The organism is Halalkalibacter okhensis (assembly GCF_000787375.1).
Lineage (GTDB): Bacteria > Bacillota > Bacilli > Bacillales > Bacillaceae_D > Halalkalibacter > Halalkalibacter okhensis.
In genome coordinates this window covers 1-26,872 of sequence record NZ_JRJU01000046.1, presented here as the reverse complement: position 1 = coordinate 26,872, position 26,872 = coordinate 1, and the positions used below count along the sequence as shown (strand labels likewise).

Sequence of the window (26,872 nt, the reverse complement as noted above, 5' to 3'; positions counted from 1 at the left end):
TTCTAGTGAAGGCTGATCGAATGACAATGGCGCATTCATTAGAACTCCGTGTTCCATTTTTAGATAAAGAAGTCTTTAAAGTGGCTGCTAACCTTCATCCCACTATAAAGGTAGATAAATCACAAACGAAAATTGCTCTTAGAAGTGCAATGAAGCACATTGTACCAGCGCATATTGTCAATCGAGCGAAGCTAGGGTTTCCCGTTCCAATTCGACATTGGCTACAAAATGAATTGTACGATTGGGCTAAAATTTTGATTATGGATAGTCAGACTGATTATTTATTTAAGAAAGAAGAGATTCTTCATTTGCTTGAACAACATCGTAAAATCAATTTGGCTGAGAGTTCAATATTTAAGAGCAAAGGGGATTATAGTCGTCCATTATGGACAGTACTGACTTTCATGCTTTGGCACCAAGTCTTTATTGAAAAGGTCTATGAATTTGGTACTACTATGGAGCATAGTAAATAGTTTTAAGTTTTTTCATTGAACATGTTAAATAAAGTTATTCAACATGTTCGGCTATTTTTGCTGTATGTTGAACGCTTCTAACAATGCTTGTTTCCTACTTAAGGGGGTTTACATGTTACAGTTTTAATACATATCCTTTTCTCTAATCTTTTAAATAAGCAAGAAAAAATATAGAACTGGAAAAAGGAGCGAGAAATGATGAGGAAATATCTTTTACCTTTAAGTTTTATCGTTGTAATAGTCATTTCAATTGTAATTGTTGTTAATCCATTCCAAACAGCTACCTTAGAAGAGGACCCTATAAGTCAAAAATGGGATGATATTAACCAAGAGGAAGTACTGATGGAGGTTGGTAACGAATATGTAGAAGTAGTTGATTTACGAGAAGTGGAGCTCTATAAAGAGGGGCATATATCTGGAGCCATCAATATCCCCTATGAAGAGTTTCAAGACCGCTATAATGAATTAAATCAAGAAAAACGGATTATTCTTATTTGTCATACAGGAAGAATGGGGGTTGAAAGTGCCGATTTTCTTGTTGAAAAAGGATTTGATAAAGTAGCTAACTTCGGAGGTGGCATGGCTGTATGGGATGGACCTCTTTCAACAGAATAAAGTTCATTTCCTTTTTTAAAACAATAAAGAATTGTCTAGAACTAAAATGCTTATCCCTACTAGTTTGAGTGAAAAGTAAGTAGGGAAGCTTTATCTTATAATTCCGTAACGATTATAGTAGCTGTCATTCCAGCTGCTTCATGTCCAGGTATGGTACAAATGGCTTCATACGTACCGGATTTTGGAAAAACAACTGACATACTTTCAGAAGTACCAGGCATCGCATGAAGATGAAAATCCAATCCTTTAATCTCAAAATCATGTTGCTCTATTCCGTTATTAACTAGAGTTAGTGTTACCTCCTCACCAGGTAACACTTGAACTTGATCTGGACCAAACTGATATTCATTCGCATCCATTATTATTTCTTGATTATTTACATGATCGGCATGATGGTTTGTGCTGTTATTAAATTCAAAAGTAAAGTAGTGAAAGCTGAGAATAAACAAACAAACAAGAGTAAAGTATGGAAGTGGGTGTGAAATCAATGAATTATTGTTTGATTCCTTATTAATTTCATAAACTAAAAGTAAATAAATTAGAAAGAAAATCCCAACAGTCCAAAGACTCATTATGTTTAAAAGTTGGTTATAATGTTCAGAGGAAATCATAACACCTAACATCGTTCCCATCATTCCCCCCATTACTCCAGAAATGAGTCCATCAATAATCGCGATCAAGGAGTAAGGAAATCCTGCTATTACACCAACGAACCCGCCAATTAACATGCTTAGAACAGTAATTTCAAAAAACAAGTCAGGAAATAAAACTGCAGAGAACGTACCTATACTTAATCCGGTAATCATTCCAAGAGTCATTGAAACAACCATCCCAATCATATTGCTTAGTTTTTCTTTAAATAGATAGGAAAGACATATTAACCAAGTTAATAAAAGTATAAAAACAATACCGAGCACGACTGGTTGAAGCAATTTATTCTCTCCCTTCATGTTCATACTTTTAGTTTATTAGTTTAAAAGATTAAATATGTACAAGGGTTACTATTTCTTTAAATGTTCACACATCGGGAGAAAGTGGATACAAATAAATTACTAGGTAAGGTGAAAGTACGTGAGGTGAGACAACTGAAAAGAAACATTCCTATGGTGATTATAATAATTAGCTTTATTTTTTCTTTTTATATGGTTAGTTCAATTAATGAAAAAAAAGAAAATATAAACGAACTTGAAGATATTTATGAAGTCATAACAAAAAATAATATGACGTTACATTCCTGGTCAGCTTATTCAAGGGAGGAACTATATGTAATGAATGTAACTGAAGTGATTGAACTAATTGATGACACACAAAAAAATAAAACAGACTTTGTATGGAGCACGGAAAAAATTGAAAATGACCATCACAATAAAGTAGTTGGTACAAAAAATAACCAAAGCTTAGATGAACGTATCGTGATTACATCTTATGAAGATAGAAATAAGTATAAAGTGAATATTACTTATCAGGTTGTTGGAGATGAGTGGAATTCTGACATTATGAATGAAATATCATCAAACATTAAAGGCAGTTCCATCTTTTATATGATTCAAGGAAGTATTGAAGATAATAATAAGAACTTACAGGACTTAGCTCAAGATTTAGTACGTGACTTTTCTGGAGAGGTTAAAGAAGGGGTTGAAGAGGATCAATTCATATCGGTTTCTGCGTATAACCCTAGGTGGGATTTAAGTCTACCCTTAAATCAGAATGATAAAATGAATTTACAAATAGGGGTTAGGAGTGTTCCATACTCAGATAATGTTGATGTGACAATAGGAACACCTATTATTACGGTTGAACATTAGCTTCCTTGAATTTTCAAATTATTTAAAGGGTTTGATTGTAAGATTGCGCGAAGGTTCAGTTGTATTACTTAATTCATTATAGAATAATTTAGGGGGAGTATAAATGATCGTGTTCCACTTAAAAAACTTGTTGCTGGATAAGGAGATTTCTTTTGAAGATATTGCAAAAGATACAAAAATTCCACTGGAGGAAATTTTGTATCTTTGTTCTAAACATGCAAATAAAATAAATTTTAATACTTTGAACACTCTGTGTCACTATTTGTCAGTAACAACAAATGAACTTTTATCGTACGAGTTTCTAAGAATCGATCAAAATACATTAAACCAAAAAAGTGAAAAATTATATGGAATAAGTGCAGAAGCAGAAAATCTTAGCTCGGAAATTCTCATTAAAATATCTAATGAATCCAATCAACTTATAATAGACATTCCTAACGAGCTATACGAGCGAGTTTCTGCTTTTTTCACCAAATAATATTTCTAATTTGATAGTGGAAAAAGTGATACCACTACTAAAGAAAAGATCAATTAATTTTGATGAATTTATTATAATCTCAACAGGGGCTCATAAAATTAATCATTTTTATTTAAGACGATGTTAACTATACTTAAGTAAATTCTCTCCTGCTTTCTGTTTTTTACGTACTTTTTGAGGGGGAACCAATATTGTTATTGAAGGTCCCAAAATTATAGGGGCCTTCAATAACAGGATTATAGTCATGTCATTTCAGTAATTTTTTCATTTGGTTACGTTTGTCAAAAATCAAGTAGAACTAGAGTAATTACTATACTCTAAGAAATAATGCTAAGTAAAATTAGTTATTCACCTTCTCAGCGGAGTTCCAGTAATAATCACTAATAATTTCTGCTAATGCCTCAGTTGTCCGGTAACTTTCCTCTAATGTATTATCTACACCGCCCATTTCAATAAGGATGGAGTTTTCTGAAAGATCCTGATTATATCTACCGTTAATCCCAGTCCCGTCCTTTACAAGTACCCCTCTGCTTAACCCTGGATATTGTTTTTCGAGTAAATAGTGCAAGTCCTCAGCTAGTTTTTGATTCTTCTCATAGTTAGGGTTATTTTTTCCTATAACAAAATAAGTTCGCGCATATTCTATCCCGTTTATTGTAACAGTTGTTATATCCCTGCGTAATGCATCACGATGAATTTCAAAGAAAAATTCCAAGTCTTGATTGTCTTCCATTGCTGTTTTTATAAGGTCTCTTGACGCTTCATAGGACTGAGGATAGCTCCAGCTACGTTCGCTTAACATACCACTAATATCAGTTTTGTCGACTTCTGTTCCAATTCCTCTTTTTTCTAATTCTTTTCCTAATCTCTCGCCTACTAAAGTAACATTTAGCTCTGCATGCCAAGCATCGTCCGGTTCAGATGCGTTTTTTAATTCAGGCAGGAATGATTCCCGACTATGTGAATGGATAATATGAACGATTTTATTCTGTGTTGATTGCGATTCGGCGCTCATATCATTACGTTCATCAGAAGTTTCTTCGTTCATATTTGCCAAATTCTCAGAAGCGGCCTCTCTTTCAGCAAGAATGACATCCAAAGGGGGCGCTGATTCAGAAGTAGGCATATTTGTAAAATCAGATCCTTCTCCAGCGACAACAATCGTTCCATCATAAAAAGAAAACCCAGGAAGTTCTCTTCCTAAAAAAGTTCTAGGATCATCAAAATTTATATTAGTTATTAATTCAAATGCAAATTTCCCTATTGAAGGATTTTGACTTTCAGCTGGCAAAACTTCTGAAAAATAATGATTCTCTATGCTCATAAAATAAAAGAGTGATTCAACGGAGATGTCATAAGTTGTTCGTTTTAATGCGTCACTTGTTAGCGATGTTTGCAAGGTCGTTAATGCTCCAATAATTATAAAGATGGAAATCATACTTAAAATCAACATAATTATCATATTTTGTATGGGTGCAGTACTATGAGTTTTGCTAGATTTCAAAAGCGACCTCTCCTTTCACTCGTTAATAGATATGACCATAAGTTAAATATTAGAAGAATCAAATTCTACAAAACTCTATTAATTTAAGTGAGATTTTTTATTAATAATAGAAAAAGAGGCAAGAGAATAGTTCATTATAAAGTGGTAATGGAATGAAAATGAATCTTCTTTGACTAAAAGTTCATTGTTTTTACATACTTTTAAGTTAGTATGACATTAGGAAGTTTATATTAAAAATTTAGGTGAAGAGGCAGTATGTTTAAGAAATAGATTAAGCATGAGGTGAGATCAATGAAAAAAATACTTATAGTTGATGATGAAAAACAAATGCAATCATTGCTCTGTGTATGTATTGGTTCTAGTGAATTTGAGTTAACGAGCGCGGGTTCTGGAAAAGAAGCACTTGAATTAATAAAAGAGCAACAGTTTGATTTAATGTTACTTGATATTATGATGCCAGAAATGAATGGCTTTCAAGTATTAAAGGAATTAACAGAGAAAGAATTATTAGTGCCTACTATTATTATTTCAGCTATTGGTGAAACAGATCAGGTGGTAGAGGGGTTAAACCTTGGGGCATCTGATTATATTACGAAGCCGTTTGAACCGAAAGAACTAGTGGCCAGAGTTAATTCTGTACTTCGACGTGTAGAACCTTTACAACAGGTAGAAAAAAGGAAGGGGATGTTTGGAATTACTATAGATCATTCGCAGCAAATGGTTTTCTACAATCAGAAAGGGATTCCACTGACGAAAAAAGAGTATCAACTTTTTAGTACCCTTCTATCCAACCCTGGACGTGTTTATACAAGGGAACAACTCTTTTACCTTGTATGGGATGAGGCAGATGATCGTGATTTCCGAAATATTGATACCCATATTAAAAACATCCGTGACAAATTAAAAAAAGCCGGGCTTGACAACACTGTCGTGGAGACAGTATGGGGGATTGGTTATAAAGTTCCTCAGCATGAGGGATTGAGTACATGAAATTGTCGACTAAAGTGAGCTTGCTTGTTCTTTTGTCCGTGGTATTGATCATAGTCATGATGGGTTTCTCCTTTTACACCCTTTCGAAATCATTTTACAAAAATCAACTCCAGGGGGAAATTGAGCATAGACTTGACGCACACCGCGAAGTAGTAGAACTGCATATGGTGCCAGAAACGCTAGAACATGTGATGATTATGGAAAAAAGAAACCAAGATAATACATTTATTATTTTTGATGCGAATTTTAATGTTCAAAATAGTACCCAACAAGTTTCAAAGGAAATGATTGATCGATATCAAAGTTGGATTGTTAGTCTTTCTAAACGATCGAATGAAAAAACAGAATTTGTTAACACGATGACCGAACATATTCCCCATATTTGGTCATACGAACCGTTTAAAATCAACGGAGAGTTGGCAGGGTATCTATTTATTGACCAAGATACTGGTAGCTTTGAAGAAGCTAGATTAACTCTTTTAGGTATTACAATGTCAATGGGATTGATTACACTTTTATTTTCGGGTATGTTTACAATTTTCTTATCAAAAAAGATTACTCTTCCAATTACGAATGCACGGGATTTGACAAAGCAAATAGCAAAAGGGAACTTTGATGTCCAACTTTCTAGTAAAGGAAATGACGAAATAGACGATTTATTAAGGCATATTTCTACTATGGCAATACAACTTAAAGAATATAGGGATACAAGACAACAATTTCTAACCAACGTCTCCCATGACATCAGAACACCACTAACATATATTAAAGGCTATGCTGCATTGTTAAAAGATCAGAAGGTGGAAGCAGACCTTGTTCATGATCAGGCAACAATCATTCACCAGGAAGCTGTGCGAATGGAAAGTTTAGTAAAGAACCTTTTTCAATTAATGAAGCTAGAGGAAGGTAAAATCCAGTTGAATATTCAGGAAATCGATCTTGTAGATTTCATTCAAGAAGTTAAAAAGAAAGTAACATTAGCTACTGATGATAAGAAAATAGACATACTCTTTTCGTACGCCCACCCAACTCTTCTTGCTAACATTGACCCAGATCAGTTTGAACGAGTCTTACTTAATCTTTTGAATAATAGTATTAGACACACAAACCTAAATGGGAAAATACAAGTTAGATTAGAGGAGAGATACAAAGAAATAATAATTGAAATTGAAGACAATGGCGAAGGAATTCCAGCTAAGGATCTTCCCTATATATGGGACCGTTTTTATCGAGTAGACAAATCGCGTTCCACGAAATACGGTGGTAGCGGATTAGGGTTAGCCATTACTAAGCAAATTATTGAACAGCATGGTGGAACAATACAAATCAAAAGTACAGTTAATGTAGGAACGGTCTTCACCATAAGATTGAACAATTCTTGATATATTGTTATCAAATATGGATGGACTTAACAACCAGCGAGCAGAATAAGTCCTTTTTTCATAAATAGAAATAGCCTCAAAAATTAAATTTTCTAAAGAAAGTATTAATCTTTTGTATTTCTTCATATTTCCATCAAATTCTTTTGTTACATTTTTTATGAAAGATCCTTAAAGTTCTGTAGGGAACCGAATTAATGAAAGGGGTTTGGAAAAATGGATTTAGTTACATTTCTTTTACTTGGTGTTCTTGTGCTCTTAATCCTGACTTGTGTTAAAGGCATGGGCAAGCACGGTGGAAGTTCTACCTGTTGTTCGCCTAAAAAAAACATAACTGCTAATCCAGTAAACAACGAAGAATCAGTTTCTGAATCGATCGAGTTACAAAAAATGCATTCACAAATAGAGAAAATAGAAAAGGATAATCAAAAACTATTGAAAGAAATGGAAGGATTACGAAAGGAGTTGTAACAATTGAACACATTTTTACTAGTATTTATTGCGATTAAAATCGTTTGTCTGTTCTTCTGTTGGAAAGCCGTCAAGATGGCTAAGCAGAGTACCCCTAATGGGACGCAAAAAAATAAGAATGAGAATTTAATTAACTCATCTGAAGATTGGCAGCGAGCACATAAACAAATGAGTAAGTTAATGGAAGAAAATAAAAAGTTGACTGCATCTTTAGAGGAACTAAAAAAGTCAAAGTCATCTTAAGGAAAATGCTCATGTTATAGAGTAATCATTGTAAAAGATTAATGTAATGTTGGTAATTGAAGAAAACAAATGACGCATGAAAGAATAATGGCATTGACTCCTATCAATTTGTTGTAGGAGTCTTTTGTTGTCTATAAACAAAGTTACTATAGATAATACCAAAATTTAAAAAACTTCATATTTTCTACATAATTGAACGATAGAATAATAGTTCTTGATCAGAGTAACAATACACGAAAAATAAAACGTAAGGGTCTATGGAGATCTATTAAAATTACGAGGGTTTAAATCATTATGAAGATAAATAGAGGAGGGGAAAATGGAAGATAGACTTATATATTACTTTCAAGAGTATGAACACTTTGCAATCTTAATTAGTATTGGAATTAGTATTATTGTTGCAGTATTAGGAGTTATTCCAAGTTTCTTTGTGACTGCAGCGAATCTTATCTTTTTCGGGTTCTGGATGGGGACAATTATTTCTTTTGTTGGAGAGGCGCTCGGAGCCATCATAGCATTTTATTTGTATCGAAAAGGGTTAAAACAATTTTCTCAGAAGCCATTGGACAAGTACCCGAAATTAAAACGGTTAGTACATTTAAAAGGAAAAGATGCCTTTTATTTAATTTTATCCCTTCGCCTTCTTCCTTTTGTTCCTTCAGGTCTGGTTACTCTTGCTGGAGCCATTGGTAGTGTCTCATTTATCACTTTTGCTATTGCAAGCTCAGTAGGTAAAATACCTGCGCTTTTGATTGAAGCGTATTCGGTTTATCAGATTACTCAATTTGAGTGGCAAGGAAAAATGATCCTTAGCATTGCAGCGCTTTATTTAATTTTTGTTGTTTGGAAAAAAAGGAAGCAACCCACTTCTGTATGAATAAGCCACTTATTAAGAAAGTTTAAGATCTGAAATCTCGCTAAGTTGTAATTGCAGTAATAACACAGAAAGGATAGGTCATGTATTAAATGAGGTATTTTTACATTGCTGCACTAGCAGTGGTATTTGGAATCTTAATTGTAATTTATAAAGAAAATTCACTATTAACAGATTCTACAAAAGAAGAAAATAAAGAAATGTTATTAAGTGACTACTTATCAACAGACGACGGAAAAATGAAGAATAAGAACGATGATTTAGATAGTGCTCCAATAAAAAATAGTATTGATAAAGGCGAACAATCCCAAGAAGATTTTGATAAAGATAAACCATGGGAATCTTACACGGAAGAGCAATTAGATGATATTCTTTTATTAATAAATAAAGAGCGGGGCTTACCAAAAGACTATGTACCTTCGGATTTAGTTGAGCCAAATGTCCCCTTTCCGTTCATTGAGGATCTGCCTCAACGCTTAATACGACAGGAGGCAGCGGCAGCACTTGAAGATTTATTTAAAAAAGCCAATGATGAAAACTTAAATCTTTATGCTCAATCCGGGTATCGCTCTTATGAACGACAGGAGAGTATCTTTGCGTATTATGTTGAGAGAACCGGTGAAGAAAAGGCAAGTCGAGTAAGTGCGAATGCTGGGCATAGTGAGCACCAAACTGGTCTAGCCATGGATGTCACTAGTCCGGAAGTGAATTTTCAATTAGTCACCTCATTTGAAGATACACCTGAGGGGCAATGGATTAAGGAAAATGCTGCGCAGTTTGGTTTTATCATACGTTATCCAAAAGATAAAGAAAAAATTACAGGTTATCAATACGAGCCATGGCATCTTCGGTTTGTAGGCAAAGAGCCGGCCAAAATAATTCATGAACAAGGGTTAACGTTAGAAGAATACTTAGGATTTGAGTAAGCTTTGAAGAGTAGATTTTAATTAAAGTAAATACTAATATCTTTATTCTTAGCTCTCTTCTCCAGGGGGCTTATTTACGTTTTGGTATCATGATGATAATTAAATTTCGAACAAATTTCCTTTAATACTTCTGCCTTATGTAACTTGGTAATATTTACTAGGTTTTTGTAGAGTGGTCTATTAAATAATAAGGAAGAAGGGAGGAGATGTAAAATGACCACTTTGATTGATTCAACTATACAGCAACATCAGGCGTGTATTGATGCTTGCAACAAATGTATGCAAGCATGCGAAGAATGTTTATCATCATGTCTAAAAGAGCCTGATGTCCAAGCTAGAACTCACTGTATCAGTATGTTAAGAGACTGCGCAGATATTTGTTCAATGGCATCTCAGTGGATGTCACGTGGAAGTATGTTTGCAAAACAATTTTGTGAAATGTGTGCTATGATCTGCGAAGCCTGTGCTACTGACTGTGAGAAGTTCCAAGACGCTCATTGCCAGGAATGTGCTACTTACTGCCGCAAGTGTGCAGAAGAGTGCCGTAAAATGGTAGCTTAAAATCGAGCAAAAGCAGGTGACCAAGGTTGCCTGTTTTTGTTCAATACCTGTTAAAGAAGGGGTCAAATGATTATACAAGACATTAAAAAGTTAGATCGTACCATGCTGATTTTATTATTCGGAGTCTTGCTTTCCCATTTAGGAACATACTTAGTGATTCCTATGTTACCGATTATGTTAAAAATAGATGCAGCATTATCTCTAGCGCAAATAGGAATGATCTTAGCAATGAATGCCATATCATTTCAATTTGGGAGCTTACTCGGAGGATTTTTGGCAGATCGTATTGGCAGAAGGTTCATTATTGGGTTAGGAGCCATGATTGGTGCAGTTGGATTAATCGGTTTTGGACTCTTTAATATATTTGGATTGTTACTTGTAGCCTCACTGATTACAGGTCTTGGCAATGGATTGAATGCTCCATCAACCAAGGCGGCCATTGCGGCACTGGCATCAGAAGAAACGCAAACGACAGCCTTTTCGATGCGTGGGATTGCAGCTAATATCGGAACAGCAGCTGCTGGCCTTATTATCTTCTTTGTTGTGACAGGATCCTCTAAGTTGATTTTTTGGATAGCGGGAGTTATTTATGTGGTACTCGCATTAAAGAGTTGGTTTTTCCTTCCGAAAAATTGCGGAGATGCAAATTGTCCCGTTATCCCATCGGGTGCTTATAAGGAAGTGTTTAAGAACAAACCTTTTATTATGTTTGGTGTAGTAAGTGTTGTGATTTGGGCTTTGTATGCTCAGTTAGCTTTAACGCTTCCACTACGGGCAACGGAGGTTTTGCCTGATCCAAGTAATGTGGCTTTGATTTGGACGATCAATAGTGGGATTGTCATTTTGGCTCAAAACGTGATGACAGGAAAAGTTATTCAGAGGTTACATCCGTTAACCGCACTTGCATTCGGGATGTTATTTATTGGGTTTGGAGTCGGTTCTCTTTACTTTGCTACATCGTTTTTTCACCTTGTTTTAAGTGGTGCCATCTTTGTTGTAGGTGAAATGCTTATCTTACCAACTATCGATAGTACAATTTCACAGTTATCGACAGCCGGATTGATCGGTCTCTTCTTTGGATTGGCGAATGTGATGTCAGGCTTAGGTGAAGCTGGTGGAAACTTTATTGGTGGTCAATTACTTCAAATCGGAACAGAAGTTAGTTATTTACCGTGGGTCGTGTATGGAGCAACAGGGGTAGCGTTATTCTTGGTTGTTCTATTACTCAAGAAATGGCAGCCACTTGAACAATTATTACAAAAGGCTACGACACAAGATGATAAGCCGAGACACGCACCAAGAGTTCAACCGTGACCTACGAAAAACCGCTCTCATCCGTTTAGTGGTTGGGAACAAGAAGTAATTTTTAGGAAAAAAAGTCATCCACAGAGATAGGAGAATCAAATGGAACAACATCAACATCATGAAATGCAACATCATATGCACATGGGCGCAGCCGAAAACGATATCATTACAACCATTACGTATCAGGACTCTATTTTGAATATTCATTTAGAAGATCGAGAAGGGAGCCCACTAGAGCTATTACAAACACATGAGAAATATATGCACCTGATCGTCGTCAGTGATGATTTGCAAGAGTTTTATCATTTACATCCTGAGCAAATTGATTTGTATACGTATGAAGTAACGCTCCCTCTTCGTGATCTTACATCTTATAAGGCTTTTGTTGATATAAATCCGAAAGGGAAACATTATCTAATTGAAGCGAATGCAATAGAGGGCAATATACTTAATCATACTCATTTCTGTCATAATGAAATGAATCTTATTCCTAACAAAGAAAAGATAAAGGAAATTAGTGGGAAGATCGTTGAAATGACTCACGGTCCATTGAAAATCGGAGAAGATGTTACACTTCATTTCGATCTCAAAGGTGAGAAACCTGAACCTTATCTAGGGGCTCTTGGACATGTAGTAATCATTGATGATGAAGTAAAGCAATTTATTCATGTGCATCCTAATTCAGATCATGAAACAGTATTTGTTGCTCAATTTATAGATAGCGGTTTTTACAAACTATGGGTTGAATTTAAATTTGCAGAACAAATAATTGCTTTTCCTTTTTGGATAGAAGTAAAGGAAAAGTAAATGCATGAAATATTTTATCACGCCAATCAGAGACTTGAATCTCAAAAATTCTTGTCTTTTTCTTTTTGCTTATAATTCTACAAAGGCTAGTGTAAATATAAAACGAATACTATACGATTGAAAAAACTACCAGAATGACTTTCTAAGCATAGAAATGGATGAGCTGACGTTTTAAAAAATATAATTGATAGAAGTCCACAAAAAAACACAATTAAGAGGTACGCTAATATAGTAGTAAGGTCGCTAATTATAAATAATGAATATTAAATGAAGAATTGGAACTGGAGGCAGAAAAAGTGAGAATTAGATTCAAAAAAAGTTTTACAATGGCAGTTTTAGTATTGGTGATAACAAATGTATTAATAACTTCTCCCGTGTCAGTTAGTGCGAATCCAAATATAAATACAAACTCAGCTATCCTTGTAGATGCTACCTCTGGAAAGATCTTATTACAAAAAAATATAGATGAATTATTAAAAGTTGCTAGCATGTCAAAAATGATGAGTGAATATTTAGTTCTCGAGGCTATTAATAATGGGGCAATATCTTGGGAACAGGTCGTTCCTATAAGTGACCTCGTTCGTGAAATATCACATAATAATAATCTTTCCAACGTTTATTTACGGCAAGATGAAACATATACAGTTAAAGAACTTTATGAGTCAGTAGCTATATATTCAGCTAATGGTGCTACGATGGCATTAGCAGAGCTAATTGCTGGATCAGAAGAATCATTCGTTAACATGATGAATGATAAAGCAATGCAATTGGAATTAGGGGAGTATGGAGTTGATTATAAATTTGTTAACTCTACAGGTCTACCGAACCAATATCTTTTAGGAAAGCACCCAGAAGGAACGACAGAAAAGGATGAGAACGAATTAACGGTTAGGGCAACTGCGAAGTTAGCTTTTCATTTACTAAAAGATTATCCAGAAGTTCTAGAGACAGCTAGTATTGAAAGAAAAATCTTTAAAGAAGGAACAGAGGACTTTATCCAAATGGATAATTGGAATTGGATGCTCCCTGGTTTAGTTTATGGATACCCGGACGTAGATGGTTTGAAAACGGGATATACTGCTCAAGCTGGATATAGCTTTACTGGAACTGCTGAAAGAGATAACGTTCGATTAATTACAGTTGTAACAAAGACAAGCTCACTTGAAGAACGTTTTAGCGAGACTAAAAAACTATTAGACTATGGTTTTTCACAATTTTCAATAGAAGAACTTATCCCTAAAGGATATAGACCTGAGGGACAGGAAACCGTTGGAGTTTCGAAAGGGAAAGAACATGAAGTTGCTGTTATTACTGACGAAAGTCTAATAAGTTTCGTGCGTGTAGGAGAAAGAGACAATTATATTCCTGTAGTTACTTTTGACCAAGAACGTTTAAACGAGAATGGCGAGCTAATTGCTCCTGTAGAAAAAGGAGAGAAAATAGGAACGATATCGTTAGAGTATGTAGGAGAAAATGATTATGAATTTATAGATAGTAATTATATTGCCCAAGTAGATGTAATAACAAATGAAGCGATTGAAGAGGCAGGTTTCTTTAGCTTGGTTCTTCGTTCAGTAGGTGGATTTTTCTCAGAACTATGGGTAACTCTTTATAACGCAATTAAAGGTTGGTTCTAATCATCTGAGAGGTACATCTAAGTCTAGATGATACCTCTCTATTTCTTTCCTAGAAGGAGAGTGAAATAGAATGAAAGTATTATTATTTTTAGTAACACTACTTATCTTCAAAATTTTAATTTTCAGCCAAAATGATTGGTTTTTATATCTGAAAGCTGGTGAATGGATAGAATTAAAAAGACTAATCGGCAATGAATTAATAATTGTCTTATTAATAACCATGGGACTTATGATAATGCAAAATCTATTCTCATTTCTACCATTTTTAGTTCTCACCATGTTCAATATTTGGTTATTTGGTTTCTTTTATGGGTATCTTTGGAGTTTAGCCGGAAATATTATCGGGTCTGTGATTGTATTTTATATAGCGAGGTATTTTTCACAAGGGAAGATCTTTAAACACAATCATTTGAAAATAAAGAAAACGATTGAAGAGAATGGGTTCCTAGTTATTTTAGTGAGTCGCATTACACCTGTAATTCCGTCTAGTATTATAAATATTTCATGTGGAATGAGTAATATAAAAACCAAAGATTACGTACTTAGTACTATGTTTGGTCACGCTATCTTTGTATTTGTACTATCTATTTTATCTATTGGACTGATTTCATTTGAGGAACAATATATTGTATATCTATTCTTATTCCTTATTGTTGTAGGTATTACAGCGTTAAAAATAAAAAGAAAAGTCTCTTGGTTAAATGTTTAGTTACTAGGTAGAATAGTGTTTAAAAAACGATTTTGTGAATTTAGCTTACTTTTGAAGAGGCTACCCATTATAACAATCTAACTAAATGAATGCACAAATCGTCAATGGATTTGTGCATATAACCTGAAGAGGATCTTTTATGATTTTAAGTAGGGTTCCTGATAAATAACATGAAGGCCAGGGCTATTAAAGCAATAGAGGGTAAGAGGACTTCTTCCTGTTGTGCAAATATTTTACTATTACAGGTTGTCTATTGCTCAGTTCACTTTTGTTTAGTTAATTTCATTTTCTAACTCGATAAGAGAAAAAGACAGCAATGCTTATTAAAAGAAAGAGAACAATTCCTGCTATAAGCCAGCGATGAGGATCCGAGATAAAACAACTTCTTCTCCCGCAGTCCACTCTGTACGGTGACCAATCCTATCATCAGCTACAAAAAAATGAGCGTGATTCTCGTCTTAATGAAAATAGCCCTGATCATCAAGTCCTCCAGTTTGTAACACGATACCATTTACAACATAAACGGTCACAGTTGTTCGTGTTGAAAAACGACTATCATCATATACAACCCGAATTTCTCCTGGTTCTAAAGGTTCTATTACTAACCTATGTGCATGAGTGGTGGAAGGATTCGTAATGAGTATAATTGTTAATAACAACAAACTTATAATAAACAATCTGTCCATGGCTACACACCTCAACCTTTGGAATCCTATAGGGAACGGGGAAAATTAGGACTGTGTCCCAGTCCTTTATATTCAGTTGGATTTTGCGGATCGGCAGTTGATTTGATAAGGTGAGCAGCATGATGTTCTAGGTCTTTAATATTTTTATTTTTCCTCATAGTCTCATCCTCGAATCATTTTGATTAAGTTCTAAGGAATAAGTACCAGGATCAAAATTATAAAGCGCAGGCCATTCATAAGGAAGATCGTCGTGATGATCAATTTCTGATTCTTCATTGGGAAGGGCATCAGTGTTTTTTGTTGCAGATGCTCGTGATCGTCCTCATTTTCGACTGCAAGCTCGTTTTCTTCAGTCTCGATCCTATGTATTCCCCTTCATTTGTTGATATTTCATCGTCCCTATCTGAACAAGCTGTTATGAACCCAAAGAGAGCTAAACCACCAATAGACAACATTACACTTTTTTTCACCGTTCTTCCCCCCCAATGTAAATTGAACTATTTAACTCAGAGATTGTTATAGATGATTTTAAAAGTTATGATGAATTGAAATTATGAATATTATCTTGAAAAAGCAGTATCATACACAGGTAATTAGGAAATTAGGTAAAGTGTTTTGATTTCTATAATTTAAAAAGGGGTCACCAGATAACAACTTTTCATTACAGATATTTATATAGAAACTATGAAGAAAGCAAGGCAATCTATTGAACAAAAATCATTTAATATTTGCTTTTGTGATTGGAATCACATTTGTCGAATAATCCTCCTTTTATACTTACATTTATAAAGAACTAGGAGGGAAATAGATGAATAGAAAAATTTGCTTTATACTCATGATTTTGACAATTTCACTTTTGCTTGCTGCTTGTGGACAGAACGCTGAAAGCGTGGTAAATAAAGAAGAAAATGCTAATGCAGAAAACAAGTTGAATGATGGTATGGAAGAGACAGAAAAAAAACAAGTGGACGTGGGGGAAGCGGATTTCGAAGAAGAGTACATTGTTGTAGTCGGAAATGAAAAGGATGGGACTATGTCTGTCATTTACTATCCAGAAGGAAGGCAAGAGCTTGTTTACCTTGATGGGGAAGCACATAATCTAGAAGTCAATGTCGAGTCTCAGTTAATTTGGGTAACTATTAATCCGCCACATGAGGATAATGAAGATGAGGAACATAGTCATAACCATGAAGATGATGGTAACGAAGAACAAGATAAGGTAAAACAAGAAATGATTGTAGCATATGATATAAACACGTTAGAAAAAGTGGAAGAACATCAGGTAGGGAGTCACCCAGCTCATGTAACGACTACAGAGAATGGTGAGATCGTTGTCGTAACAAATTCTGGTGATAATTCTGTCACGGTTATTAATAGAAAGACAGATGAAGTTGTTAATGTAGAAGTGGGAGAATATCCACATGGAGTAAGGATATCGCCCGATCAACAAAATGCTTATATAGCGAATATGCAAAGTGCTGATGTTAGCATTATTGACTTACAATTGAATGAAGAAGTTAATCGAGTTCATGTAGGAGAGGGTGCTGTTCAAACTGGATTTTCCCATGACGGAAAGTATGCCTTTGTTGGATTGCATGTTGATAACCAACTAGCTGTTATTAATACGTCAACGCAAGAAGTAATCAAACACATTGATGTCGGAGTAGGTCCGGTACAAATGTTTGCTAGTTACGACAATCAATATGTCGTTGTTGCAAATCAAGGAAGTGAAGAGAACCCATCAGACACGATCTCTATTATAGGACTTGATACATTAGAAGTTGAAAAGGAGGTTCCGTTAGGAAAAGGGGCACATGGTATTGTAATTTCTAAGGATAGTCAATATGCCTTTGTTACAAATATGTTTGAAGACACGGTTTCCGTTGTTGATTTAAAAACGTTAGAAGAAGTAAAACGATTAGATGTAGGGGAATACCCTAATGGTATTTCTATAAACTAGAGGAAAAGCCTTAAGAAGTTGTAGGTAAACTTTTTAAGGCTGGGGTATAACCAACATTTTGTCATAAAACCCACGTTAAGACAATAAATGGAAAACATAAGCTGATATCACCAACGCTAAGGAGATATCAGCATAATTTTTATATCTTTAAAGGTCGTAATTCATTTGATTTGGGTACCTTTTTCGAATCAAATAAATATTCTCCAAGTAAATTTATATGTTCCCAACCCAATGGGGAAATGTGAGGTAATAACTCCTCTTTTAATAAGCCCTTTTCTTTTAATATCTTTGTAGCCTCTGTGAGATAAACGGTATTCCAAACTGTAGTAGCATTTATAAGAATATTTAAGGCACTAGCTCGTTGAAGTTGATCTTGCAATCCTCTTTCCCGTAACTCTCCACGTTTACCAAAAAATAAGGCTCTTGCCAATCCATTCATAGCTTCACCCTTATTTAATCCTCTTTGGATACGCCGGCGTAATGTTTCATTAGAAATATAGTCTAATATAAAGATTGTCTTTTCAATTCTACCCATCTCTCGCAATGCTGTTGCCATTTTATTTTGGCGAGAATAAGATCCTAACTTTCCTAAAATAAGTGAAGCCGATACTCTACCTTCCCGTATGGAATGTGCTAATCGTAAGACATCATCATAGTTATCTTGAATAATCTTAATGTTGATTTTTCCTCGTAGAATGCTGTCAATCTTTGAATAAACATTGGATTTATCCATGACATAAAGTTTAGAGTCAGATAGATCTCGCATTCTAGGAGCAAAGCGAAAACCTAATATATGGCTTAATCCAAAAACCTGATCGGTGTAACCAGCCTTAATTGTACTATCATTAGAAGTAGTTATTAACGTATCTTACGATAACAACTACTTCTTTTTTATTTCCTTATAGAATCATTATCTGTACTATGAAATTTATGTATATAAAGTATCCTAAGAAACCAGGGGGTGGTAATGTTGAAAGTACAAGAGGTTCTTATTCAAGAGAAGAAAAGATATCTGTTAATTGACAAGGATGGCTATCCTGTCATACCGGTTGCAAAGTATATAAAGTATTTAGATAACGTTGGAAAAGCTGAAAACACACTAAAATCATACTGTTACCATCTAAAGCTTTACTTTCAATTCCTAGAGGAGTGTGGATTAGAATATCAAGAAGTAAACCTTGATATTTTGGCTCAGTTCATCGGATGGCTGAGAATTCCTGATCAATCTACAAAAGTCATTTATTTTGAAGAAACCTTAGCAAAACGATCAGAAAAAACGGTCAATACCGTCATAACATGTGTCATGGGGTTCTATGACTATTTGACTCGTAATGAGGATTACGGAGGAAATGTAAATGATCAGTTAAAAAAACAAGCCCCAGGGCGTTTTAAGACTTTTAAACCTTTCCTCCACCACATTACAAAAGGGAATTCATACGATAAAAACATTTTAAAGATTAAGGAACCAAAGCGTTTAATCAAAACTTTGAGTAAAAATCAAATCCAAGTGATCCATGATGCTTGCAGCAATATACGGGATGAATTATTATTCCGTATATTATATGAAGGGGGATTACGTATTGGAGAGGCCCTTTCTCTGTGGGTAGAGGATTTTGATATAGGTAAAAATGCTATTACGGTGAGGAAATCCAAAACATCCGATGGGGAAAAACGAAAAATTTATGTATCTATTGAGACTATGAATCTCTTTCAAGATTATCTAATAGACTTTCATTCTTACGAAATTGATAGCAATTATGTTTTTATCACCTTAACTGGACCAAATCGTGGTAAGCCAATGACTGATGGTTCTGTACGTTCTTTAATTAAACGGATGAAGAAAAAAACAGGAATAGATTTTACCCCTCATATGCTTCGGCATACATATGCTACAGAGTTACATGAAGCAGGAGTAGATATTGCCATCATACAGAGGTTATTAGGGCATGCACACGTTCAAACAACCATACAGACTTATATCCATGCATCCGATGAAACCATACGTGGAAGCTGGGAACAAGCTCAATCAAATAAAAAAATGGGAAGAAGAGATAAATAATGATACAGAGTGCATTGGAAATTAAACCCCTTCCCCACCATCTGGAACAGATAAATGAACCATTACTTGGATATTGGGCAAATGATGTGTGGAATGTACAAGAATGTCCCTTCTTGGATAAACACTATGATTGGAATAGAAAATTGATTTTTGATAAGGTACAAAATCTTGGATTAAAAAATGAACTAAAATATTATTTTTATAAGGGGTTACAGGAGACAAGGATTTCGATTACCTATGCTTTTATGCATTATTCTCCATGTCTTAAAGTTTTTACAGAATTCATCTCTCGATATTATGCTAATTTAGATTCTATTATTGATATACCGAAAGAAAAGTTTCTAACAGAATATCGAACATTTCTTGTAGAGAATGGAAAATCAGTTGAAATTATACACCGGAAAAAGTCATCACCATGGATATCACCAACAGTTCAACCATCCTTGTATATTAGACTATTTCTTCAAGTTTATGAATTTTATTATCACCTTTATGATGAACGTGAAGAAACAGATAAGGATTGTTGGGATGTTCGAAAATTGAAGATTAATTATAACAATACAATCAGTAGATATTCATTTAGACTTTTCGAAGGTTCCGCAACCTTATAGACAATTATTTAAAAAATATATAAAGACTCGCCTAGTTTTTCAGCAATCCATTAGCTTTTCTACAGCCGTATGTTATTTAAATAGACTTTCGTTTTTCTTCACCTTTTTGAAGGATAAACATCCTGAGTGGAAAGAATTAAACCAGCTATCCAGAATGGATATCGAGGAGTACATTGAATACTTGCGACATTCCACTATTAAAAAGGGAAAATATTTAATTAATCCAGATCACAATTATGTAAATCGTTTTTTAATAGACCTTAAAACGTTTATCTCATACATACAGAAATTCGAATGGGAAGAAGCTCCGACAAAGTCAGTAATTTCACTATTGTCAATTGAAGATATCCCTAAAAAGAAAAGAGCAAAAGCTGATGAAATTAAATATATTCCGGATGAAGTATGGGAACAGTTAGTTTACCATATTAACCAACTTTCCTCAGATCATATACCTATAATTCTTCTAATGGAAGCTACAGGTTTTCGAATAAGTGACGTTTTATCACTTAAAATTGACTGCTTAGTAAATCAAGAAGATGGTTGGTGGATTATCGGAGATCAAAGAAAAGTAAGTTATAAAAATCATAAAGTTCCTATTTCAGAAGAAATTGCTAATGTGGTCTTAGCGCAGCAAGAACTTACAAAAAAGAGATCAACTTCGGACACGAACCCTAAGAAATATTTGTTTCCAATACTAAAAGGGAAAAGGATGGGTAATCCCATATCACAGGATTCCATTAAGCTGAACCTTAATAAACTAGCTAATAGATGTAATATTAAGGACAAGGATGGAGAAATTTATTGGTTTAAAAATCATGCATTTCGACACCGTTACGGTGTTAATTTGATTAATAACGGAATGAATATCCTTCATGTTCAAAAACTGATGGCACATGCCAGTCCTGAAATGACATTAGTCTATGCCCAAATTCATGATAAAACACTACGTGATGAATGGGAAAAGGCTCGAGATAATGGTGCAGTAAGACTAGATACTCATGGAGAAGTTATTGTCGCTGATTTAGCTCAACAGGCTGAAGAAAATGGAGTTGAACTGGAGTGGATACGGCACAACATGGACTCCATTCGTTTAGATCATGGGTTTTGTGTAAAAAGCCCAAAACTTCATTGTGATTTTCTTGAACAGACATTGGAACCACCGTGTATTAAAAATAACTGCAGAAGTTTTCACGTTGACAAGACTTTTCTCGGCTATTATCAAGATCAAATATCTAAAATGGAAGCTGATATTGAAGTATACAAAAAATCCGGAAGGTTACGTTCTATTGAGTTAATCGAACCCAAATTAAAGAGATATAAAGAATTAGCAAGTGGTTTACTACATACTGGTGGTATCTTTGGTTTGGATAAAACTAGACGTGAGTATGTTGGAAATGAACGTGAAAAGGTGATGCAAAATGTCTAATGAAAGCCCAAATACCGAAGGTATTATAAAACATGCGAAGTTGAAAACGGAAAAGACCATTCAAAAAGTTGAAGAAACGATCAAAAAGATGATAAAAAAACAAATAAAAATCAATTTTAACTCTGTATCTGCAGAATCAGGGGTTTCAAAGGCATTTCTATACAGAAATACAGAGCTCCGAGATCGAATCGAAACACTTCGCAAACAACAAGAAGGTCTCTCCTCAATAAAACAAGTTAAAAGGAATATGAGTGACGCATCAAAAGATGTAATTATTGCTTCCTTACGGAAGCGAGTCAAGGATTTAGAAAATGAAAATAAAGAAATTAAAGAACAATTGAAAATTCAATTTGGGAAGATTTATGAGGGAATTTAAGTTCCTACGATTTTCCCTTCCCTGATTGATTTTTTTGTGTAATATGACAATGCCATTTAAAAGATAAGTTGTATTCCGCAATCTGGCCAGATTGTTGAAGATCGAATAATGGATAAAGACCATTAATGTCGTATTAGAAATAAATAAAAAGTATGACTATTAATTTTGTTAAGTGAGCAAAGCAATTGCATCTTCCATGTTTCAAATATTGTCCTTTTAATGTTTATAGTTTATATTTTGTTCAATGTGTATCTTTACTTCAATATGTTCTATAGATTCTTTATCAATCGAATTAATTGCACTTACATCCCACTTTTTCAGATGATATCGATATGTTTTTTCACTTATATTTAACAAATCTGCATTTATTTCTTCACTTTTCTCCATCGTCTTTAATATTTCCCTTTTAATTTTCTTTTCTAATACTTTTTTAATTTTATCTATACTAATATCTTCCTCATTTTGAATCAATACTGCATTGGCTTTTACAATTAAGTGATAGGAAGGTTTATAACCATTTACTACTTCAATTGTTTTTTTAGGTTTCTGTATGATTACACTTACTTTTTCTTCAAAGAGGGAGAGAGGGATATTAGTAGCTTTTTTAGAAAACCATTTTAAGCCAACTAGGTCTTTTTTATTTACCCATCCTTTATATTGTTTCTGTGAAATGACAAATCCTCCGGTAACAACAGCAATATTTTTCTTTTCTTCATCCTCTGAGTAATGAGTTTTATTCATTTCTAATGAAGGTATGATCTGTGTACCAACTGGCTGGGAATAGGTCGAGATAAATTTATTATACTTTTCAATGGGAATAAAAAAGTTGTTTTCAGTTAGGGTTTTGGGATTATGGATGATTGTATATAAAGATGGGAAATTAAAAAAGCTCTCACTTGTTAAAATTTGTTTAATATCCTGTTCCGTACCAAAAAGCCATATATTGTATCTAAGTAAAGAATTTTGTCCAATAAATTCGATGACGGACTTCATTTGCTCCTTTATAAGATTTTCACTTAAAAGAATGGATTCAACATGCCCGTAATAGAGAGGTAATGCCGACTTTTGTTCTAATTTGCTTAAAGCGGCCTGTATTGTTTTTCCTTTAGCTTCTCCAATTAAGATGGGGGAGGCTTGCTGTAGAGAAGAAGCGCCTTCTTGCTTCGCGATATTGGCAAAATTCAAGGCTTGAATATAGGCGATAAATTCTCCTTCAGCGTAATCTAGTCCTAAAGCTGTAATATAAGTTTGACTTTGTATTTCTTTTGCACCCCAGCACCCAGTCAGGAAAAAAATCTGACTGCTTATCATGATGATCAATAAAATCTTTTTCATATATTACTCCTTTTGACTATCGCTATCAATAGGTTGGTATGCTTGATTTCGCTTCTTCATAAATCGATAAGGCAACTTCAACATATTTTTAATGATATCTGCTCCATGGGGTTTGGATAAATACGACATATACGGCTGACCAAAGCTTTCTAATGAAACCACGTTTGTTAGAATGAGAAAAAAAGAAATAAAGAAGCCATATAATCCAAATAGACCTGAAAAGGCTAAAACTAGAAATCGCAGAATCACGAGATTGCCTGCCAGGGTTTGATTACTTAGGATATAACCTGATATCACTGTAACAGCAACAATGACCAAACAGGATGGAGATGTTAACCCTGCACGAATCGCAGCATCACCAATAAATAATCCGCCTAAAACAGCAACAGTTTGTCCAACAGCCTTAGGTAGGCGTACCCCGGCTTCTTTAAATAATTCAAATAAAACAAGCATAATAAAAACTTCCATAGGCGCAGATATAGGCAAGCCAATTCTAGAGGCAGATATTGTTGCGATAAGTGAATAAGGAATTTGATCAAGTTGAAAGGTTATTAACGAAATATAAAAACCAGGTAAGAAAATCGTCGTAGATATAGCCAAAAACCGCAGAACACGGACCATACTAACGTAAAAAAAACTATCATGAGCGTCTTCTGGTGAATATAATAGTTGATTTAAATTTGCGGGTCCTATTAGGCAAGTCGGATTTCCATCTACTATGATCACAAATCTTCCTTGTGTTAAGGATTGAACAGCAAAGTCTGGTCTGCCTGAATTCTCCATCAAAGGGAATAGTGAAAAGGTTTTGTCATATAGGAATTCCTCAATTTCGTAACTGCTAGCGACACTATCTACCTTTATGGAATCTAATCGCTTTTTGACATCTTCAAGAATAGAAGGATTCATAATATCATTTATATAAAGTAATAAGATTTTCGTTCTGCTTCTTTCACCAATTGTATAATCAATGCTTTTTAATGATGATGTTTTTAATCTCTGACGAATTAATGCCATATTATCCGATATATTTTCTACTAATCCATCCCTTGGCCCTCTAATTGAGGATTCCATGTTAGATTCTTCAGGACCTCGTTTTGGAAGATTTGATACGGGTAGAAAGTAAAGATCGTTTAAATGATGATTAAATATGATTAATTCACCTGAAAATAGTTTTTCCTCTGTCTCTGTTTTAACGGTATGTATATCTTTAAGCTTATTGGCCTCCAGAACATTATTTAATAATTCAAAATTTAAGTGACCGTTCTTTTCTATAACTTCATTAATAGTTGGAAAAATAACCTCATTTATAAATTTCATATCTACTAATTGAGGACAATACAAAAAATCCAAAGTATGATCTTGATAGTCCCTCGTTTTTATCACGGTATCAGAAGAACCTTCAAACCAAATTTTCAATTGTTCTATGCTGACGACTTTTTTATTAGGTTGAACTTTCTTCATGTTGATCTCCTTTTAAATGAATGATTAGTAAAAAAATCAGTAGCGTGCAAATTTGAAAAATAAGGCTAAAAGGGAAAAAATAATTTTGTAAAAAGTAAAAAAATGAGGTAGCATTCCAAGGAATGGAGGCACCAATGATTAATAGTAAATAAAGGATAGGAAGACCCCATTTTTTCCTTTTGTTTGATAAAAATAGTTTGTCTGCAATAAATAATGATAAGCTTATCCGAACAAATGCTCCAGAGAGCCATTGAAAGATTGAAAGAAAATCAAGTCGAGTAATATGCTCGCTAATTTCTAAAAGCTTCCACTGCTCATAAGCTGGATTCTTCAATTTTGTTGCTTCTTCTGGACCAAATTGTGAAATGGCTCCCACAAGTGGACCTAAGATTAAAAACACAAGGATGATCCCAACCAATATAAGCCATTTAATCTTTAATCTGTCTTTAATAAAAGACGTTAAAAACAAAAGAAAGATCATTTCAAACAAACCAGCACAGCTATACACTAAACCATGAAGAAAATCTATGTATCCATTCTCAAATATCGGAAATAACAGTTCATAATTCTTATTTTTCGAATTTCCGAAACCTACTAAAAATCCGAAAAATGACACTAATGGAAACACTAGAAAAGCAATCGTACTTATCGTTCGTATTCCTTTCACAGACGCATACAAGCAAATGAGTCCGAATAACAATACACTGACAAAATTAGGGACCTCAAAAGTATAATTAGCATTTGCCCAAAAAAAAGTATACTTAAGAGTAATAAAGGCAGAAATTAGAAAATAGGCTCCGAATACTATTGAAAATATTATAAAAACCCCGGATTGAGATAATTTTCGTTTAAGTAAAGAGAGAATATCATCATGAGTATTTAATTTTTTATAAATATGAAAAACAAGCAGAATCCAGAGGATAAATGGTATCGTACTGAAAATGACACTTAACCAGGCATCCCTGTTAGCGGTTGATAATATAGCTGGGATAATTAGAACATGTACCATGAATCCTGTAGACATAATAAATAAGATATAAATATGAACAGCTTGAATCATCTTTTGATTCATGGAAAACCACCTTAAAATCAGCTAATTATAATTACTTGCATAGTTTAGCCTTGAAGCTGAAAAAAATTCACGAGAGTGTATAAAAAATTGTTTAAATTGTTAAAGTCAACAACAAAACGAACAGGATAATTTACAAAGCTTTAAAAATGACTTAATAATTTTGTTTCAGTTGACAATGGAATAAAAAACTTTCATTAGTAGCACATTATTAATAAAATTTTAAAAGCAAAAGTTTACAACGAAAGGATTTGAAAGATTGGATTTGATTAAAAAAAGATTAACTTCTGCAGAAATAACAAATTTATGGATCTATTATATTCAGGAAACTATGGCAATTCCAATCATTAAAATGCAGATTAAAGAAATTTAACTTGGAAATTTCCGAGGATAAAACCAAAATTATTTCTTTCGGACGTTTTGCGGAGAATTATGCAAAACAAAATCTCTTTTCGGAAATTACGAAGGGCTTTGTTTAACACCATTTCAGCAAATTCAAAACCTGAACTGAATTAATCGCAGTTCCTGTCTTTTTTGCTGCTTCCGCCAAAGAAAGCCTTGCTTGTTCACTAAGTGCAATCCCATATGCCATTCCACTGATCAAAAGTGGAATTTTTATTTTCATTGTTTTTTTTGCCTTTGGACCAATGGTAACGGCAACATCTACTACTTCTTCACCATCAATTGGAAATGGTGACGTTTGTGCGGGGAAGCTAGTGAAATCTTAACAGACAAAGACATTGATAGAGAAGAAGCAATAAGATTAGCTGAACAAGTCAAAAGGGATATGGAAGCTAACCCAGACAAAGTAATGTACGCTTCTCCAGTAGAAGAACCTATTATAAGCGATGAGAGATTTATTGAACTATTAAGTAAAGAAGGCGACTTAACAGAAGAAGAATCTAAACAACTTTCCAAAAGAGTTGAGCGCGATCAAAAAAACAATCCAGATAAGGTTTTCAATGCTTCTCCAGTTAAGGAAGATGATTTCTCCATCCAAAATGTTGGTTTTGAATTTGATTTCCTCGGTCCCTCTCTTCCTGGTAGGAATCATATAAGCGCTACGACTAGCACTTTAAAAGTTAGAATACAAACAACCATAAATTTGCCAG

The 26,872-nt window shown here is 34.1% G+C and carries 27 protein-coding genes and 3 pseudogenes; 21 read left to right on the top strand and 9 right to left on the bottom strand.

The features are described 5' to 3' along the window. A partial coding sequence (locus tag LQ50_RS21135) for an asparagine synthase-related protein (RefSeq protein ID WP_161784710.1) occupies positions 1-473 on the top strand: 473 nt, incomplete at its 5' end. Positions 474-671: 198 nt separating this feature from the next. Further along, the gene (locus LQ50_RS21130) at positions 672-1,088 is read left to right on the top strand and encodes a rhodanese-like domain-containing protein (protein WP_003322347.1); all 417 of its coding nucleotides are present in this window, start codon (positions 672-674) and stop codon (positions 1,086-1,088) included. 95 nt (positions 1,089-1,183) lie between these two features. Here the strand turns inward: LQ50_RS21130 and LQ50_RS21125 are convergent, their stop codons facing one another. Continuing rightward, a complete protein-coding gene (locus LQ50_RS21125; RefSeq protein WP_034633256.1) occupies positions 1,184-2,020 on the bottom strand; it encodes a cupredoxin domain-containing protein in 837 nt (278 codons plus the stop codon). 102 nt (positions 2,021-2,122) lie between these two features. On the opposite strand from LQ50_RS21125, the gene LQ50_RS21120 reads away from it, so the two are divergent. Both LQ50_RS21120 and LQ50_RS21115 read left to right on the top strand, forming a co-directional pair. Beyond that, positions 2,123-2,893 (top strand): YwmB family TATA-box binding protein, encoded by a 771-nt coding sequence (locus LQ50_RS21120; protein ID WP_034633254.1) that lies wholly within the window; start codon positions 2,123-2,125, stop codon positions 2,891-2,893. Between the two features lie 103 nt (positions 2,894-2,996). After that, positions 2,997-3,371 (top strand): helix-turn-helix domain-containing protein, encoded by a 375-nt coding sequence (locus tag LQ50_RS21115; protein ID WP_034633252.1) that lies wholly within the window; start codon positions 2,997-2,999, stop codon positions 3,369-3,371. A gap of 340 nt (positions 3,372-3,711) precedes the next feature. Here the strand turns inward: LQ50_RS21115 and spoIIP are convergent, their stop codons facing one another. Then, positions 3,712-4,875 (bottom strand): stage II sporulation protein P, encoded by a 1,164-nt coding sequence (gene spoIIP, locus LQ50_RS21110; protein WP_034633249.1) that lies wholly within the window; start codon positions 4,873-4,875, stop codon positions 3,712-3,714. Positions 4,876-5,166: 291 nt separating this feature from the next. Here spoIIP and LQ50_RS21105 point away from each other — a divergent pair, with 291 nt between their 5' ends. From LQ50_RS21105 to LQ50_RS21055, 11 genes are all read left to right on the top strand, one after another. Beyond that, positions 5,167-5,865: a response regulator transcription factor gene (locus tag LQ50_RS21105; RefSeq protein ID WP_034633248.1), complete on the top strand. Its 699-nt coding sequence runs from the start codon at positions 5,167-5,169 to the stop codon at positions 5,863-5,865. Further along, positions 5,862-7,247 carry a sensor histidine kinase gene (locus tag LQ50_RS21100; RefSeq protein WP_003322331.1) on the top strand — a complete coding sequence of 462 codons (1,386 nt, stop codon included), beginning with the start codon at positions 5,862-5,864 and terminating at the stop codon, positions 7,245-7,247. Before LQ50_RS21105 ends, LQ50_RS21100 begins: the two co-directional genes overlap by 4 nt. Positions 7,248-7,460: 213 nt before the next feature. Beyond that, positions 7,461-7,715 (top strand): hypothetical protein, encoded by a 255-nt coding sequence (locus tag LQ50_RS21095; RefSeq protein ID WP_003322329.1) that lies wholly within the window; start codon positions 7,461-7,463, stop codon positions 7,713-7,715. A 3-nt stretch (positions 7,716-7,718) separates the two neighbouring features. Beyond that, the gene (locus tag LQ50_RS21090; protein ID WP_003322328.1) at positions 7,719-7,958 is read left to right on the top strand and encodes a hypothetical protein; all 240 of its coding nucleotides are present in this window, start codon (positions 7,719-7,721) and stop codon (positions 7,956-7,958) included. 319 nt (positions 7,959-8,277) lie between these two features. After that, the gene (locus LQ50_RS21085; RefSeq protein WP_003322326.1) at positions 8,278-8,835 is read left to right on the top strand and encodes a TVP38/TMEM64 family protein; all 558 of its coding nucleotides are present in this window, start codon (positions 8,278-8,280) and stop codon (positions 8,833-8,835) included. Positions 8,836-8,924: 89 nt separating this feature from the next. Next, entirely contained in the window at positions 8,925-9,758 is an 834-nt protein-coding gene (locus LQ50_RS21080; RefSeq protein ID WP_003322325.1) for a M15 family metallopeptidase, read from the top strand. Between the two features lie 213 nt (positions 9,759-9,971). Then, positions 9,972-10,319 carry a four-helix bundle copper-binding protein gene (locus tag LQ50_RS21075; protein ID WP_003322324.1) on the top strand — a complete coding sequence of 116 codons (348 nt, stop codon included), beginning with the start codon at positions 9,972-9,974 and terminating at the stop codon, positions 10,317-10,319. A 66-nt stretch (positions 10,320-10,385) separates the two neighbouring features. Next, a complete protein-coding gene (locus LQ50_RS21070) occupies positions 10,386-11,633 on the top strand; it encodes an MFS transporter (RefSeq protein WP_003322323.1) in 1,248 nt (415 codons plus the stop codon). Between the two features lie 90 nt (positions 11,634-11,723). Continuing rightward, on the top strand, positions 11,724-12,431 hold the full coding sequence (locus tag LQ50_RS21065) for a DUF8832 domain-containing protein (protein WP_003322322.1): 708 nt from the start codon (positions 11,724-11,726) through the stop codon (positions 12,429-12,431). Between the two features lie 296 nt (positions 12,432-12,727). Next, entirely contained in the window at positions 12,728-14,068 is a 1,341-nt protein-coding gene (locus LQ50_RS21060) for a D-alanyl-D-alanine carboxypeptidase family protein (RefSeq protein WP_003322321.1), read from the top strand. Between the two features lie 70 nt (positions 14,069-14,138). Next, positions 14,139-14,777: a TVP38/TMEM64 family protein gene (locus LQ50_RS21055; protein WP_003322320.1), complete on the top strand. Its 639-nt coding sequence runs from the start codon at positions 14,139-14,141 to the stop codon at positions 14,775-14,777. Positions 14,778-15,235: 458 nt separating this feature from the next. On the opposite strand, the gene LQ50_RS21050 is transcribed toward LQ50_RS21055, so the two are convergent. Further along, positions 15,236-15,463, bottom strand: a complete 228-nt coding sequence (locus tag LQ50_RS21050; RefSeq protein ID WP_003322319.1) for a hypothetical protein — start codon at positions 15,461-15,463, stop codon at positions 15,236-15,238. 287 nt (positions 15,464-15,750) lie between these two features. Next, a complete protein-coding gene (locus LQ50_RS21045) occupies positions 15,751-15,933 on the bottom strand; it encodes a hypothetical protein (protein WP_003322316.1) in 183 nt (60 codons plus the stop codon). A gap of 338 nt (positions 15,934-16,271) precedes the next feature. Here LQ50_RS21045 and LQ50_RS21040 point away from each other — a divergent pair, with 338 nt between their 5' ends. Then, on the top strand, positions 16,272-17,423 hold the full coding sequence (locus LQ50_RS21040; RefSeq protein ID WP_003322315.1) for a YncE family protein: 1,152 nt from the start codon (positions 16,272-16,274) through the stop codon (positions 17,421-17,423). 139 nt (positions 17,424-17,562) lie between these two features. On the opposite strand, the pseudogene LQ50_RS21035 reads toward LQ50_RS21040, so the two are convergent. Beyond that, positions 17,563-18,261, bottom strand: a pseudogene (locus tag LQ50_RS21035) (Tn3 family transposase); the annotation flags it as partial. A 129-nt stretch (positions 18,262-18,390) separates the two neighbouring features. On the opposite strand from LQ50_RS21035, the gene LQ50_RS21030 reads away from it, so the two are divergent. From LQ50_RS21030 to LQ50_RS21020, 4 genes are all read left to right on the top strand, one after another. Then, complete coding sequence (locus LQ50_RS21030) at positions 18,391-19,482, top strand: phage lytic cycle repressor MrpR family protein (protein WP_022629640.1); 1,092 nt, start codon at positions 18,391-18,393, stop codon at positions 19,480-19,482. After that, the gene (locus LQ50_RS26125) at positions 19,482-20,093 is read left to right on the top strand and encodes a hypothetical protein (RefSeq protein ID WP_237563775.1); all 612 of its coding nucleotides are present in this window, start codon (positions 19,482-19,484) and stop codon (positions 20,091-20,093) included. The genes LQ50_RS21030 and LQ50_RS26125 overlap by 1 nt, the downstream gene beginning before the upstream one ends. A gap of 181 nt (positions 20,094-20,274) precedes the next feature. Further along, the gene (locus LQ50_RS26120) at positions 20,275-21,519 is read left to right on the top strand and encodes a tyrosine-type recombinase/integrase (RefSeq protein WP_237563774.1); all 1,245 of its coding nucleotides are present in this window, start codon (positions 20,275-20,277) and stop codon (positions 21,517-21,519) included. Further along, positions 21,512-21,895 carry a DUF6262 family protein gene (locus LQ50_RS21020; RefSeq protein ID WP_022629638.1) on the top strand — a complete coding sequence of 128 codons (384 nt, stop codon included), beginning with the start codon at positions 21,512-21,514 and terminating at the stop codon, positions 21,893-21,895. Before LQ50_RS26120 ends, LQ50_RS21020 begins: the two co-directional genes overlap by 8 nt. A gap of 216 nt (positions 21,896-22,111) precedes the next feature. Here the strand turns inward: LQ50_RS21020 and LQ50_RS21015 are convergent, their stop codons facing one another. From LQ50_RS21015 to LQ50_RS25060, 4 genes and pseudogenes are all read right to left on the bottom strand, one after another. Further along, on the bottom strand, positions 22,112-23,230 hold the full coding sequence (locus tag LQ50_RS21015; RefSeq protein ID WP_034633240.1) for a Ger(x)C family spore germination protein: 1,119 nt from the start codon (positions 23,228-23,230) through the stop codon (positions 22,112-22,114). 3 nt (positions 23,231-23,233) lie between these two features. After that, the gene (locus tag LQ50_RS21010) at positions 23,234-24,691 is read right to left on the bottom strand and encodes a spore germination protein (RefSeq protein WP_022629636.1); all 1,458 of its coding nucleotides are present in this window, start codon (positions 24,689-24,691) and stop codon (positions 23,234-23,236) included. Next, complete coding sequence (locus LQ50_RS21005; RefSeq protein ID WP_022629635.1) at positions 24,672-25,763, bottom strand: endospore germination permease; 1,092 nt, start codon at positions 25,761-25,763, stop codon at positions 24,672-24,674. The genes LQ50_RS21010 and LQ50_RS21005 overlap by 20 nt, the downstream gene beginning before the upstream one ends. Positions 25,764-26,268: 505 nt before the next feature. Next, positions 26,269-26,478 (bottom strand): annotated as a pseudogene (locus tag LQ50_RS25060) (glutamate synthase-related protein); the annotation flags it as partial. Positions 26,479-26,547: 69 nt separating this feature from the next. Here LQ50_RS25060 and LQ50_RS21000 point away from each other — a divergent pair. After that, a pseudogene (locus LQ50_RS21000) lies at positions 26,548-26,872 on the top strand (hypothetical protein); the annotation flags it as partial.